This is a genomic window from Arthrobacter sp. UM1 (assembly GCF_020483305.1).
Classification (GTDB): Bacteria; Actinomycetota; Actinomycetes; order Actinomycetales; family Micrococcaceae; genus Falsarthrobacter.
In genome coordinates this window covers 183,534-196,742 of the sequence record NZ_JACWAB010000004.1, presented here as the reverse complement: position 1 = coordinate 196,742, position 13,209 = coordinate 183,534, and the positions used below count along the sequence as shown (strand labels likewise).

General features: G+C 72.0%; 10 protein-coding genes and 1 riboswitch. Of the genes, 9 read left to right on the top strand and 1 reads right to left on the bottom strand.

The genetic code is table 11. The features are described 5' to 3' along the window. Positions 1–170 precede the first annotated feature (170 nt). The 4 genes from H9I38_RS07310 to H9I38_RS07295 all read left to right on the top strand — a co-directional run bounded on the left by H9I38_RS07310 (position 171) and on the right by H9I38_RS07295 (position 3,747). Complete coding sequence (locus H9I38_RS07310; protein ID WP_226338104.1) at positions 171–1,583, top strand: helix-turn-helix domain-containing protein; 1,413 nt, start codon at positions 171–173, stop codon at positions 1,581–1,583. Between the two features lie 128 nt (positions 1,584–1,711). Next, positions 1,712–2,149 carry a helix-turn-helix domain-containing protein gene (locus tag H9I38_RS07305; protein ID WP_226338103.1) on the top strand — a complete coding sequence of 146 codons (438 nt, stop codon included), beginning with the start codon at positions 1,712–1,714 and terminating at the stop codon, positions 2,147–2,149. Positions 2,150–2,278: 129 nt separating this feature from the next. Then, the gene (locus H9I38_RS07300) at positions 2,279–2,773 is read left to right on the top strand and encodes an NAD(P)H-dependent oxidoreductase (RefSeq protein WP_319002215.1); all 495 of its coding nucleotides are present in this window, start codon (positions 2,279–2,281) and stop codon (positions 2,771–2,773) included. A gap of 284 nt (positions 2,774–3,057) precedes the next feature. Beyond that, a complete protein-coding gene (locus H9I38_RS07295; protein ID WP_226338101.1) occupies positions 3,058–3,747 on the top strand; it encodes a CDP-alcohol phosphatidyltransferase family protein in 690 nt (229 codons plus the stop codon). 260 nt (positions 3,748–4,007) lie between these two features. Here H9I38_RS07295 and H9I38_RS07290 read toward each other — a convergent pair whose 3' ends face one another. Continuing rightward, the gene (locus tag H9I38_RS07290) at positions 4,008–5,036 is read right to left on the bottom strand and encodes a magnesium and cobalt transport protein CorA (protein WP_413463529.1); all 1,029 of its coding nucleotides are present in this window, start codon (positions 5,034–5,036) and stop codon (positions 4,008–4,010) included. Between the two features lie 83 nt (positions 5,037–5,119). Next, positions 5,120–5,225, top strand: a riboswitch (glycine riboswitch). A 385-nt stretch (positions 5,226–5,610) separates the two neighbouring features. On the opposite strand from H9I38_RS07290, the gene gcvP reads away from it, so the two are divergent. The 5 genes from gcvP to H9I38_RS07265 all read left to right on the top strand — a co-directional run bounded on the left by gcvP (position 5,611) and on the right by H9I38_RS07265 (position 12,883). Beyond that, the gene (gcvP, locus tag H9I38_RS07285; protein WP_413463531.1) at positions 5,611–8,406 is read left to right on the top strand and encodes an aminomethyl-transferring glycine dehydrogenase; all 2,796 of its coding nucleotides are present in this window, start codon (positions 5,611–5,613) and stop codon (positions 8,404–8,406) included. 24 nt (positions 8,407–8,430) lie between these two features. Further along, positions 8,431–9,540: a glycine cleavage system aminomethyltransferase GcvT gene (gene gcvT, locus H9I38_RS07280; protein WP_226338098.1), complete on the top strand. Its 1,110-nt coding sequence runs from the start codon at positions 8,431–8,433 to the stop codon at positions 9,538–9,540. Positions 9,541–9,598: 58 nt separating this feature from the next. After that, positions 9,599–9,976: a glycine cleavage system protein GcvH gene (gene gcvH, locus H9I38_RS07275; protein WP_226338097.1), complete on the top strand. Its 378-nt coding sequence runs from the start codon at positions 9,599–9,601 to the stop codon at positions 9,974–9,976. Positions 9,977–9,978: 2 nt separating this feature from the next. Next, a complete protein-coding gene (glyA, locus tag H9I38_RS07270) occupies positions 9,979–11,259 on the top strand; it encodes a serine hydroxymethyltransferase (RefSeq protein WP_226338096.1) in 1,281 nt (426 codons plus the stop codon). 226 nt (positions 11,260–11,485) lie between these two features. Continuing rightward, a complete protein-coding gene (locus H9I38_RS07265) occupies positions 11,486–12,883 on the top strand; it encodes an L-serine ammonia-lyase (RefSeq protein ID WP_226338095.1) in 1,398 nt (465 codons plus the stop codon). Positions 12,884–13,209 lie beyond the last annotated feature (326 nt).

The following is a 13,209-nucleotide window of genomic DNA, read 5'->3' as shown; positions in this document are numbered from 1 at the left end:
CGCGGCGATCGTGTTCTTCGGGGCGCTCGTCTTCTCCTCGAGCGTGTAGGGGAGATTCCTTGCCCCCCCCCCCCCCCCCCCCCCCCCCCCCCCCCCCCCGGGGGGGGGGGGGGGGGGGGGGGGGGGACGTGGCGCCTGGCCCGTCCACGCCCTCGCCTAGGCTTGTTCCCGTGAGGAGCATCGAGGACCTGGTCGAGGACATCGCCCGCGCGCTGGACCGCGGCGTCTCTCTCGAGGACCTGGACGGCCTGCTCCTCGCGTACAGCTCCAACCAGTCGGACGCGGACCCCGTGCGCGTGCAGTTCCTCCTCTCCAAGCACGTGCCCGCCGAGGTGGCGGCCTGGCAGCGCTCGCACGGCATCGAGAGCTCCGTCCGGCCCGTGGCCATCCCCGCGAACGCCGAGCTCGGCATGCAGCCGCGCGTGTGCGTGCCCCTGCTCGAGCGGGGATTCCGGGTGGGCTACGTGTGGGTCCAGCTGGCCGACGTCGCGGACGCCCCCGCGCTCCTCGCCCAGCTCGGCTCCTGCGCGGAGGACCTGGCGCAGCTCGCGCGGCTCATCCTCGAGACGAACACCGGCCAGACCGAGCATCGCCGCGCCCGCGAGGCCGTCTTCATGGGCGCGTGCCAGGGGCGCGCCCGCGCGGTGGGGGAGCTCGGCGAGTGGCCCGAGCTGCACGCCACCGGCCCGTGGCAGCTCGCCGCCATGACCCTCGTGACGCGGGACGGCGCCTTCCCGGCTGCCGGGTCCGCGGGCGCCCGGGTGGCCCTCTCCGGCGACGAGGCCGACATCGTCCACCGCACCGCCGCCCTCCGCGCCACGCTCGGCCGGGATGCGGCGGTCTTCTCGGCGGGCGCACAGTCCCACGCGCTCGTCCTCTTCTCCCTCAAGGGCGGCGGCAGCGGGCTCGCGGGCACCGGGACGCCGGCCGAGCAGGTGCTGCGCGTCTACCGCCGGGAGGCCGCGGCGCGCGGCTCCCTCGGGGACGCGGGGAACGACGACGACGGCGCCGCCCTCCTCGCCGCCGGCTTCTCCGAGCCGCTGCGGGACCTGGGGCAGCTTCCGCTGAGGCACGCCCAGGCCGTGGCGGCCCTCCAGGCGGCGGCCGTGGATCCGTCCCTCATGCCGGCGGCGCCGGACGCGCGGGCCGGGGACGGGGCGGAGGCCCGGACGCGGACTGGATCGCGGGCGGCGGCGGATGCGGCGCGGGGCGACGGGGAGGACGCCCAGCCGCTCGGCTTCCGGGCGCCCGGCCTCCGCGTGGCCGACTACCGCAACCTCGGGGCCTACCAGTTCCTCGCGGGGGCCCGGCTCGGCCAGGCGCCGGTGAAGTCCACGCGGTACGCGGCGATCCTGCGCCTGCCCGAGGGGCCGGAGCTCCTGCGCCTGCTCGAGGAGATGTACGACCGCTCCGCCACCGTGGCCCACATCGCCGAGGACATGCACGTCCACCGCTCGAGCGTCTACAACAAGCTGGCTCGGGTGCGGCGGGCCATCGGCGCGGATCCCCTCTCGGGCGCCGCGCGGCTCGAGCTGCACCTGGCCCTCAAGGCCGCCCGGTGGGAGGGCCGGCCGCGGCTGTAGGGGCGCGGCCGCATCTCTCGGGTCTTCCGCTGCTGTGCGCTGCCCGGGCTCCCCGCTTCTCGTCCCCGCGCTCTGCCCGGGGCAGCCCCTCTGCTGCTCCTCCGGGCGCCCGCGCATAATGGGTGACCATGGAGCAGTTCGAGTTCGATCCCATGGCCGAGCAGGAGGCCGCCTCCGTCCGCCGGGCCCTGGCCTCCGGCGACATCACCGTGTTCGTGGACGGCACGGCCGTGCGGCTCTCCGGCGAGACGCGCCGCGGGATCGAGCGGGTGCTCACCGCCCTGGCCGCCGGCGAGCGGGTCCGGGTGTCGGGCGGGGAAGGGGAGGAGCGGCCGCCGTCGTCGTTCTCCGGGGTGCCGCAGCCCGAGCTCCTCACGACGAGCCAGGCCGCGCGCGCCGCCGGCATCTCGCTCACGTACCTGCGGAACCTGACGGACGCGGGCGAGATCCCCGTGGAGTACCGCGGCACGCACCGGCGCTTCAAGGCCGCGGACATCGCGGAGTGGGTGGAGCAGCACCGGCAGAAGAAGGAGCAGTCGCGCGGAGGGAAGCCGGGGTCCGCCTAGCCGGGACCCTGAGCCGGGGCGCGCGGTCTCCCGTCGGCCGCCGACCCAGTAGCCCGCATCACACGCCTGCCCCGGAATAACGCGGCCGGGGCGGGGGTTGCCGCCAGGGTGAAGACGCTCAGCATCATCGTGACCAGCACCCGCCCGACGCGCATCGGGCACCGGCTCGGCGAGTGGGTCGCCGCGCAGATCCCCGCGGAGGAATGGGACGCGCGCGTCGTCGACCTCGGCGAGCTCAGCCTCCCCATGCTGGACGAGGAGGACATGCCCCGCAACGGCAACTACCGCCTCCCCCACACGCAGGCGTGGGCGCGGACGGTCGCGGAGTCGGACGCGATCCTCATCCTCACCCCCGAGTACAACGCGTCCTTCACGGCCCCGCTCAAGAACGCCATCGACATCCTCTACGCCGAGTGGAACGACAAGCCCATCGGCGTCATCGGCTACGGCTGGCGCGGGGCGGCGCGGGCCACGGCGGCCCTCAGCCCGGTGCTCGGCAACGTCGGCGCGGACGAGCGCGGCGTCCTCCACCTCACCTTCCGCGAGGACATCGCGCCGGACGGCTCGGTCCTCTCGACGACGACGGCGGACCGCGTCGTGGACCTCGCCCGGAAGCTGGCGTAGGGGACGAGCGGCCTCCGCCCCGCCCCCTCGCCTCATCGTCTGTTGCGAGTTGGAGGAAAGCGGGCCCTCATTCCTCCAACTCGCAACAGACGAGGTGCTGAGGGAGGGGGTGGGGCGAGAGACGAGCGCGATGCGCGAGAATGGGACTGGCCGTGACCGGCGTCTGCGCCCGGGACGATGTCCGGCCCAGGGGCTCGACCCAGATGCCCTGTCCTGAGTCCCGACCCAGATGCCCGGCCCAGGCCCCGATTCCCCAGCAGCCCTTCAGCCCCAAGGAGGTCACCATGTCTGAGCGGCTTCCTCGTCTGAGCGCCAGGTTCCGGCGTAGCACCGGCATCGGTTCCAACGCCGGGATCCGGCCCACCGCCCGGACCCGGCCCACCGCCCGGACCCGGCCCAAGACCGCGACTCTGCGCGGCGGGGCCGCCCTTCCTGACGCGATCACGCTGCCCAACGCGATCACCCTCACCAGGCTCATCCTCACCGCGCCCCTCAACCGCCGCATTCTGCAGGGCCGGACGGGCTGGGGCGTCGGCTGGGGAGTGGCGCTGTGGTCGGCCACCGACTGGGTCGACGGCGCGCTGGCGCGCAGCCTCCACCAAGAGTCGGCCGTGGGCCGGGCCCTGGACCCCATCGCGGACCGGATCGGGATTGCGAGCTTCATGTGGAGCCTGTCCAAGGCGGGCGTCCTGCCCCGGTACCTGCCCGCCGGAACGGTGGCGGTGGACCTCGCCGCCCTGTGGATCGCAGGCCCGGCCGCCCGCCGGGGCGACCTGCGCGTCACGTATCTGGGCAAGGTCCGCAGCACGGTCTCGTTCTGCGCGGTGGTGGCCGGAGCCTTCAGCGAGTCGGCGGCCGGGCCTGCGCACGGTCTGCGGCGGGTTGCGCGCATCCTCGGCGACGCTGGCCTCGCACTCCACGCCGTGGCCGGCCTCGGCTACATCCGGGCCGCGCGGAAGAGCCGGGCGGACTAGAGCAGAGCCGCCCGCCTCGGCCCGCTTCTCCAGCACCTGCCCTTCCGCTGCCTCCAGCGCCTCCAGCCCTCAGTCCCTCCACCCCTCGGCTCCTCCCGCGCTTAGCCCCTCGTTTGTTGCGAGTTGGAGGAAAGACGGCTCCTATTCCTCCAACTCGCAACAAACGAGCTGAGTTGGGGGCCGGGAGGGGGTCGGGAGGGGGCCGGGTGGAGCGGGGGAGCGGAGACGCGGGGGACAGGGCGGACAGGCGGGGAAGGCCCCTAGATCCACTTCTTCAGCTTGAAGATCCCCCACAGGACCGCGGCGAAGAGGACCATGAGCAGGATGGCGTAGGGGTAGCCGAGGTGCCAGTGCAGCTCCGGCATCGCCTCGAAGTTCATGCCGTAGATGCCCGCCACGAGCTGCGGGGCGAAGAAGATGGCCGCCCAGGAGGACACCTTCTTCATCTGCTCGTTCTGCGCGAGGCTCGTGTTGGTCTGCCGCTGCGCCACGAGGGTGGCGTGCACGGTGAGCGCGTTGTCGAGGATCTCGCGGAAGGCGTCCACGCGCTCGTTGATGCGGATGACGTGGTCCTGCACGTCGCGGAGCAGGCGCATGAGCTCGACGTCGGAGGAGTCGTCCCGGATGAGCTGCTGGAGCGAGGTGAGCATGCCCCCGAGCGGGTGCGTGGCCCGCTGGAAGAGGATGACCTCGCGGGAGAGCTGGTAGATGCGGCGGGAGAGGGCGTCGTCGTCGGCCACGCCGAAGAGCTCGTTCTCGATCTCGTCGATGTCGTTCTCGAGTCCGGCGACGACGGGCTCGTACTCGTCCACCACCTTGTCGAGGATCGCGTAGATGACCGCTTCGGGGCCGAGGCGCAGCAGGTCCCGGTCCGCCTCGAGGCGCTCGCGGACGGAGGCCAGCTCGGGCTTGTCCGCGTGGCGGATGGTCACCACGAAGTTCTGGCCCGCGAACACGTGCAGCTCGCCGAACTCGACCCGCTCGGTGCTGTCGATGTACCGGCACGGCCGCAGCACCGCGAAGAGGGTGTCCCCGTACCGCTCCAGCTTGGCGCGCTGGTGGCCGGAGAGGGCGTCCTCGACGGCGAGATCGTGCAGGCCGAACTCGTCCGCCACCGCCCGGACCTCCTCCTCCGTGGGCCGGTACAGGCCGATCCAGGCGAGGCCGCCGTGCTCGCGCAGCAGGTCGAAGGTGGTGTCGAGGCTGGTGGGGGTGGCCACGCGCTCGCCGTCCACGTACACGCCGTTGTCGATGATCGAGGTGTTGGGGTTCACCGGGTCATCTTCCATCGGAGGGCGGGTCGCGCGCCACTCGGCTACCGCGCGGCCGCCCGAACCCGCTATCCTGTCTTGCAGATCACAACTGAACACGCCCTGCGCGGGCGGGAGAGCTACGAGGCGGATGGGGGTCCGCCCAGGTGGCGCCGTAGGAGCAACCCTCCCCGGGAATCTCTCAGGCAGCTGTACCGTCCGCGCGCGTCCGCGATCCGAGGCCCTCAGGGGCGGGACCCGGCGGACAGGGCGACTCTGGAAAGCAGCGGCGGCCGCCGCGCGGGCACAGCAGCGCCCGGGCAGGCCGCGGCTCACCGACGGTGCAACGCGCACCGCGCCCAGCGGGCCTGCGGGTCCGCAGCGGGCGCACCGGCATGGGGGTGCCGGGCCGCGCGGAATCTCTCAGGTCCAGTACAGAGCGGGGAGAACACCGGCACCACCCGACACAGCCAGGAGTTCTTCCATGACGGCAGCAGCCAGCGCAGACCAGGCCGCCAACCAGCCCCTCGACTCCGACGAGGAGATCGGCGGCCAGCGCGTCGGCGACTTCTCCGAGCGCCACATTGGCGCGGACTCGGACGCGCAGCGGACCATGCTCGACTACATCGGCCACGAGTCCCTCTCCGCCCTCGCGGACAAGGCCGTCCCGAAGGCCATCCGCCAGGAGCAGCCGCTCGCGCTCGCGGACCCGCTGACGGAGGCCGAGGTCCTCGCCGAGCTTCGCGCCCTCGCCAAGAAGAACACCACGGCGGTCCAGATGATCGGCCAGGGCTACTACGACACGATCACGCCCCCGGTCCTGCGCCGCAACATCCTCGAGGACCCGGCCTGGTACACGGCGTACACGCCCTACCAGCCGGAGATCTCCCAGGGCCGCCTCGAGGCCCTCCTCAACTTCCAGACGATGGTCCAGGACCTCACGGGCCTGCCCATCGCCAACGCCTCGCTCCTCGACGAGGCCTCCGCCGTGGCCGAGGCCGCGCTCTTCATGCGCCGCGCCAACAAGAAGGTCAAGGAGGGCGCCATCCTCGTGGACGAGGAGATCCTCCCGCAGTCCCTCGCCGTCCTCGAGGGCCGCGCCGAGGGCCTCGGCTTCGAGGTCAAGACGGTCAACGTGGCCCACGGCCTCTCCCAGTTCGAAGGCCCCGTCGTGGGCCTCGTGCTCCAGCAGCCGGGCGTCTCCGGCGTCGTCCGGGACCTCTCGGGCGTCATCAAGGAGGCCAAGGACCGCGGCGCGATGGTCACCGTCGCCGCGGACCTCCTCTCCCTCACGCTCATCGAGGCGCCGGGGCTCCAGGGCGCGGACGTCGCCGTCGGCTCGGCGCAGCGCTTCGGCGTGCCGCTCTTCTTCGGCGGCCCGCACGCGGCGTACATGGCCGTGGGCAAGGGCCTCGAGCGCTCGCTCCCGGGCCGCCTCGTGGGCGTGTCCAAGGACGACGCCGGCCAGCCCGCCTACCGCCTCGCCCTCCAGACCCGCGAGCAGCACATCCGCCGCGAGAAGGCCACGTCCAACATCTGCACCGCGCAGGCGCTCCTGGCGATCGTGGCCAGCATGTACGCGGTCTACCACGGCCCGGCGGGCCTCAAGCGGATCGCGCAGCGCGTCAACGGCCACGCGCGCTCCCTCGCCGCGAGCCTCGACGCGGCGGGCCTCGAGCTCGTCCACGACGCCCCCTTCGACACGGTCACCGTCTCCGTGCCGCGCCGGGCCGCGGACGTCGTCGCCGCCGCGAAGGAGCGCGGGATCAACCTGCGCCTCGCCGGCACGGACGCCGTCGGCATCTCCTGCGATGAGACGACGACGGAGGCCGTCCTCGCCGACGTCGTCGCCGCCTTCGCCGAGACGCTGGGCTTCGAGGCGCAGCTCGTGGCCGCGGACGCCGCGGAGGGCTTCGAGCTCCCGGAGGCCGTCCGCCGCGAGACCGACTTCATGACCCACCCCGTCTTCCACCAGCACCGCTCCGAGACGCAGATGCTGCGCTACCTGCGCAAGCTCTCGGACCGGGACCTCGCGCTGGACCGGACGATGATCCCGCTCGGCTCCTGCACCATGAAGCTCAACGCCACGGCGGAGATGGAGGCCATCAGCTGGCCCGAGTTCGCCACGATCCACCCGTTCGCCCCGGACGACCAGACGGTCGGCTGGCGCGAGCTCATCGCGGGCCTCGAGGAGGACCTCGCGACGATCACGGGCTACGACCGGGTCTCGATCCAGCCGAACGCCGGCTCCCAGGGCGAGCTCGCAGGCCTGCTCGCGATCCGCAGCTACCACCTCGCCAACGGGGACACGGAGCGGGACGTCTGCCTCATCCCGGCCTCGGCCCACGGCACCAACGCGGCGTCCGCGGTCCTCGCGGGCATGCGCGTCGTCGTGGTGGCCACGGCCCAGGACGGCACGATCGACGCGGACGACCTCGCCGCCAAGATCGAGGCGAACCCCGGGAAGATCGCCGCGATCATGATCACCTACCCGTCCACCCACGGCGTCTACGACGGCGACGTCCGGGACGTCTGCGACGCGGTCCACGAGACCGGCGGACAGGTCTACATCGACGGCGCCAACCTCAACGCGCTCGTGGGCCTCGCCCAGCCGGGCCGGTTCGGCGGCGACGTCTCCCACCTCAACCTGCACAAGACGTTCTGCATCCCGCACGGCGGCGGCGGCCCCGGCGTGGGCCCCGTGGCGGTCCGCGAGCACCTGGCCCCGTACCTGCCGGGCGACGCGAACACGTGGCGCGGCGGCCGGGACGTCCCGGTGGCGGCGAGCCGCTTCGGCTCCGCCGGCGTGCTGCCCATCTCCTGGGCCTACGTGAAGCTCATGGGCGGCGCGGGCCTGACCAAGGCCACGCAGAGCGCGCTGCTCGCGGCCAACTACGTCTCCCGCCGCCTCAGCGAGCACTACCCGACCCTCTACACGGGCGAGGGCGGCCTGGTGGCCCACGAGTGCATCCTCGACCTCCGCGAGCTCACCGCCAAGTCCGGCGTGACGGCGGAGGACGTGGCCAAGCGCCTCATCGACTTCGGCTTCCATGCGCCCACCCTCGCGTTCCCGGTGGCGGGCACGCTCATGGTGGAGCCCACGGAGTCCGAGGACCTCGGCGAGCTCGAGCGCTTCGTGGACGCGATGATCGCGATCCGCGAGGAGATCGACGCCGTGGCCCACAACGAGATCGCCCTGGACGCCTCGCCGCTGCGGCTCGCCCCGCACACGGCCCGCTCCGTGGTCGAGGGCGAGTGGGACCGCGCCTACTCCCGCGAGCAGGCTGTCTTCCCGGGCTCGACGACCCGCCAGGACAAGTACTTCCCGCCGGTCGGCCGCATCGACGGGGCGAACGGGGACCGCAACCTCGTCTGCTCCTGCCCGCCGATCGAGGACTTCGAGAACTAGCCGGACCGCCGGAAAGGGAGAACCATGGCCAAGACCACCGCACTGCACGGCGTCCACGAGAAGCTGGGCGCGCACTTCACCGACTTCGGCGGCTGGGACATGCCGCTCAAGTACGCCTCCGAGCTCGCCGAGCACAAGGCCGTCCGCGAGGCCGCCGGCATCTTCGACATCTCGCACATGGGCGAGATCCGGGTGACCGGCCCGCAGGCCGCCGAGTTCCTCGACCACGCGCTCGTGGGCCGCATCTCCGCGGTCAAGGAGGGCAAGGCGAAGTACTCGCTCATCGTGGCCGAGGACGGCGGCATCATCGACGACCTCATCACCTACCACGTCTCCGAGGGCGAGTACCTCGTGGTCCCCAACGCGGGCAACGCGGCGACCGTCTGGGACGAGTTCCAGTCCCGCTCGAAGGGGTACGACGTCGAGCTGCGCAACGAGACCGAGGAGACGAGCCTCATCGCCGTCCAGGGCCCGCGCTCCGAGGAGATCCTCCTCGCGGTGGGCGATGACGCCGTCTCCGGATGGCTCCCCGAGCTCTCCTACTACGCGGCCCGCCGCGGCGTCCTCGCGGGGCACGACGTGCTCGTCGCCCGCACCGGCTACACGGGCGAGGACGGCTTCGAGCTGTACGTGCCCAACGCCGAGGCGGAGGACCTCTGGGGCGCCCTGCTCGCAGCCGGCGAGCCGCTCGGCCTGGTCCCCTGCGGGCTCGCGGCCCGGGACTCGCTGCGCCTCGAGGCGGGCATGCCCCTCTACGGCAACGAGCTCTCCCGCGAGGTCACGCCGGTGGAGGCGGGGCTCGGCGGCGTCGTCGCCACCAAGTCCAAGGAGTCCTTCGTGGGACGGGAGGTCCTCGCGGCCCGCAAGGAGTCCGGCCCCGAGAAGAAGCTCGTGGGCCTCAAGGGCCAGGGGCGCCGCGCGGCCCGCAAGGGCTACACGGTCCTCGACGCGGACGGGAAGGCCGTCGGCGAGGTGACCTCGGGTGCTCCGAGCCCCACGCTTGGCTACCCTGTAGCTATGGCGTACGTCTCGAACGACGCCGCCGAGATCGGTGCCGAACTGGCCGTGGACCTGCGCGGCAAGGCTGAGCCGTTCACGGTGGTCGAGCTCCCGTTCTACCGCCGAGAGAAGTAAACACCGCCCAAGACCAGGGCCGCACGCCCGTGCGGCGCTCAACCCGAAAGGCTTCACCATGAGCAAGGTTCAGACCGGATTGCGCTACTCCGCCGAGCACGAGTGGATCGACGACGCGAGCCCCGCGAAGGTCGGCATCTCGCAGGTCGCCGCGGACGCTCTGGGCGACGTCGTCTACGTCGACCTCCCCGAGGCCGGCACGGCCGTCACCGCGGGCCAGACCTGCGGCGAGGTCGAGTCCACCAAGTCGGTCTCCGACCTCTACTCCCCGGTCACGGGCGAGGTCGTGGAGATCAACCAGGAGGCCATCGACAACCCGGGCGTCCTCAACGAGGACCCGTACGGCAAGGGCTGGCTCTTCACGGTCAAGGTCGAGTCCGAGGGCGAGCTCATGTCCGCCGAGGAGTACGCCTCGAAGAACGGCGGCGAGCTCTGAGCATGGCTGACTTCCTCAACGACGCTCTCCGCGAGGTCGACCCCGAGGTCGCCGAGCAGATCGACAACGAGCTCCGCCGTCAGCAGGACGGGCTCGAGATGATCGCCTCGGAGAACTTCGCCGCAGTCGGCGCGATGCAGGCGCAGGGCTCGGTCCTCACCAACAAGTACGCCGAGGGCTACCCGGGCCGCCGCTACTACGGCGGCTGCGAGTACGTGGACGTCATCGAGCAGCTCGCCATCGACCGGCTCAAGGGGCTCTTCGGCGCCGGCTTCGCCAACGTGCAGCCGCACTCCGGCGCGCAGGCGAACGCCGCGGTGTTCCACGCGCTCGTCACGCCGGGGGACACCGTCATGGGCCTGTCCCTGGCGCACGGCGGCCACCTCACGCACGGCATGCGGCTCAACTTCTCGGGCAAGTACTACAACGTGGTGCCCTACGAGCTGGACGAGTCCGGCCGCGTGGACATGGCCGAGGTGGCCCGCCTCGCCGAGGAGCACAAGCCGAAGATGATCGTGGCCGGCTGGTCGGCGTACGCCCGCCAGCTGGACTTCGAGGAGTTCCGCCGCATCGCGGACTCCGTCGGCGCGTTCCTCTGGGTGGACATGGCCCACTTCGCGGGCCTCGTGGCCGCGGGCCTGCACCCGAGCCCCGTCCCGCACGCCCACGTGACCACGTCCACCACGCACAAGACCCTCGGCGGTCCGCGCGGCGGCGTGATCCTGTCCAACGACGCGGACATCGCCAAGAAGATCAACTCCGCGGTGTTCCCGGGGCAGCAGGGCGGGCCGCTCGAGCACGTCATCGCCGCCAAGGCCGTGGCGTTCAAGGTCGCGGCGTCCGAGGAGTTCAAGGACCGCCAGAAGCGGACCCTCGAGGGCGCGCGCATCCTCGCCGATCGCCTGCTCAAGCAGGACGTGGCGGACGCGGGCATCTCGCTCGTCTCCGGCGGCACGGACGTGCACCTCGTGCTCGTGGACCTCGTCAACGCCTCGCTGGACGGCAAGCAGGCCGAGGACCTCCTCAAGCAGATCCACATCACGGTGAACCGCAACGCCGTCCCGAACGACCCTCGCCCGCCGATGGTCACCTCGGGCCTGCGCATCGGCACCCCGGCCCTCGCCACGCGCGGGTTCCAGGCCGAGGACTTCGCCGAGGTCGCGGACATCATCGCGGAGCTGCTCGTGGCCGGCGAGGGCGCGGACATCGAGGGCCTCGCGTCCCGGGTCTCCGCCCTGGCGCAGAAGCACCCGCTGTACCCGGACCTCAAGCCGCTCGCCTAGGCGGCGCCCTCGCCCGGGCGGGCCGTCCTGCGCGGGCGGCCCGGCTGAGCCGTCCTCCCGGGCGGATCCACCACCCCGAGCGGGCCGGAGAGAATATCCGCTCCGGCCCGCTTGTTGTGCCAGATAGAGCCGCTGCGCGTGGGCAGAGCCGCCGCGCCGGCAGGGCTGCCGCGCACGGCGGCACACTGTCCCCGACCATCCCCGTCTTCCAAGGAGCTGACCCGCCATGGCTGTTGGAGTCTTCGACCTCTTCTCGATCGGCATCGGCCCGTCGTCGTCCCATACCGTGGGGCCCATGCGCGCGGCCGCGCAGTTCGCCCAGGAGATCGTCAAGGCGCAGGTGGTCGACGACGTCGCGAGCATCCGCGTGGACCTCTTCGGCTCGCTGGCCGCCACGGGGCACGGGCACGGGACGCTGACCGCCACCCTGCTCGGCCTCGAGGGCTTCGAGCCGGAGCTCATCCTCCCCGAGCAGGTCGAGGAGCGCCTCGCCGCGATGGCGGAGACCGGCAAGATCAGCCTCGCCGGCCGAACCGAGCTCGAGTACGGGCTGGACGACATCGTCCTGCGCCCCCTCACGATCCTGCCGTACCACACCAACGGCATGAAGATCGCGGTCTTCGACGCCGAGGGCGAGACCCTCCACGAGTCCACCTACTTCTCCGTGGGCGGCGGGTTCATCGTCAAGGAGGGCGAGGCGGACGCGGAGCAGGAGGAGCTGAAGGAGACCAAGCAGGAGCAGCCGCTGCCCTTCCACACGGCCGCCCAGCTGCTCGAGATCTGCCACCGCGAGGACAAGTCCTTCGCGGATGTCATGATAGCCAACGAGGTCATCGTCCGCCCCGAGGAGCAGGTCCGCGCGGGCCTGCTCAAGATCCGGGACGTCATGAACGACGCCGTCGAGATGTCCGCCCAGCGCACCGGCGTCCTGCCCGGAGGGCTCAAGGTGCGCCGCCGCGCCCCGGGCTGGCGGCAGCGCCTGGAGCAGGAGGACCCGGACCGCAGCCCCGAGTTCTGGCAGGAGTGGGTCAACTTCGTGGCGCTCGCCGTCAACGAGGAGAACGCGTCCGGCGGGCGCATCGTCACCGCGCCCACGAACGGCGCGGCCGGCATCATCCCGGCGGTGCTGCACTACGCCGTGAACTACACGAAGGCCTGCCGCGGCAAGTCCCAGGAGGAGAAGGACGAGGCCACCGTGCGCTTCCTCCTCGCCGCCGGCGCCGTGGGCGTGCTCTACAAGGAGCAGGCCTCGATCTCCGGCGCCGAGGTCGGCTGCCAGGGCGAGGTCGGCTCGGCGTCGTCGATGGCCGCCGCAGGCCTCGCCGAGGTCATGGGCGGTACGCCGGAGCAGATCGAGAACGCGGCCGAGATCGCCATGGAGCACAACCTGGGCCTCACCTGCGACCCGATCGGCGGCCTCGTCCAGGTCCCCTGCATCGAGCGCAACGCGATCGCCGCGGCCAAGGCCATCAACGCCGCGAAGATGGCCCTCTGGGGCGACGGCGAGCACCGCGTCTCCCTCGACGAGGTCATCGTGACGATGCGGGACACCGGCCGCGACATGTCGGACAAGTACAAGGAGACCGCGATGGGCGGCCTCGCCGTCAACGTCGTGGAGTGCTGACGGACTGTGCGGCGGGGTCCCGGCCCGGGTCCGCATCACGCGCCTGGTCCGGCTGGTCCGGCTGACCCGCCCGTTCGGTCCGCGCCGACTGGCTCGTCTGCCCGCCCGTTCGGTCCGCGCCGCCTGCCTCGTCCGCCCGCCCGTTAGATCCGCGCCGCCTTCAGATCGGTGACCGTTTTCGAAATCGTGCTCGATCTCCTGAATCTGCGCATGATCTGGCCGAGGACTCGCCGAAGTGCGGGCTGATGGTGCTCAGGTTTCCGGCAATCGGTGACGATTTCCTAAACTGTCATCGATCAGCCCGGCCCCCTGATCCGACTACTCCG

What these genes read in the sequence shown, in the direction of transcription:
- gcvH (WP_226338097.1), top strand. Translation starts at nt 9,599, where the DNA reads ATGAGCAAGGTTCAGACCGGATTGCGCTACTCCGCCGAGCACGAGTGG.
- H9I38_RS07305 (WP_226338103.1), top strand. Translation starts at nt 1,712, where the DNA reads ATGGAGCAGTTCGAGTTCGATCCCATGGCCGAGCAGGAGGCCGCCTCC.
- glyA (WP_226338096.1), top strand. Translation starts at nt 9,979, where the DNA reads ATGGCTGACTTCCTCAACGACGCTCTCCGCGAGGTCGACCCCGAGGTC.
- H9I38_RS07290 (WP_413463529.1), bottom strand. Translation starts at nt 5,036, where the DNA reads ATGGAAGATGACCCGGTGAACCCCAACACCTCGATCATCGACAACGGC.
- gcvT (WP_226338098.1), top strand. Translation starts at nt 8,431, where the DNA reads ATGGCCAAGACCACCGCACTGCACGGCGTCCACGAGAAGCTGGGCGCG.
- gcvP (WP_413463531.1), top strand. Translation starts at nt 5,611, where the DNA reads ATGCTCGACTACATCGGCCACGAGTCCCTCTCCGCCCTCGCGGACAAG.
- H9I38_RS07265 (WP_226338095.1), top strand. Translation starts at nt 11,486, where the DNA reads ATGGCTGTTGGAGTCTTCGACCTCTTCTCGATCGGCATCGGCCCGTCG.
- H9I38_RS07295 (WP_226338101.1), top strand. Translation starts at nt 3,058, where the DNA reads ATGTCTGAGCGGCTTCCTCGTCTGAGCGCCAGGTTCCGGCGTAGCACC.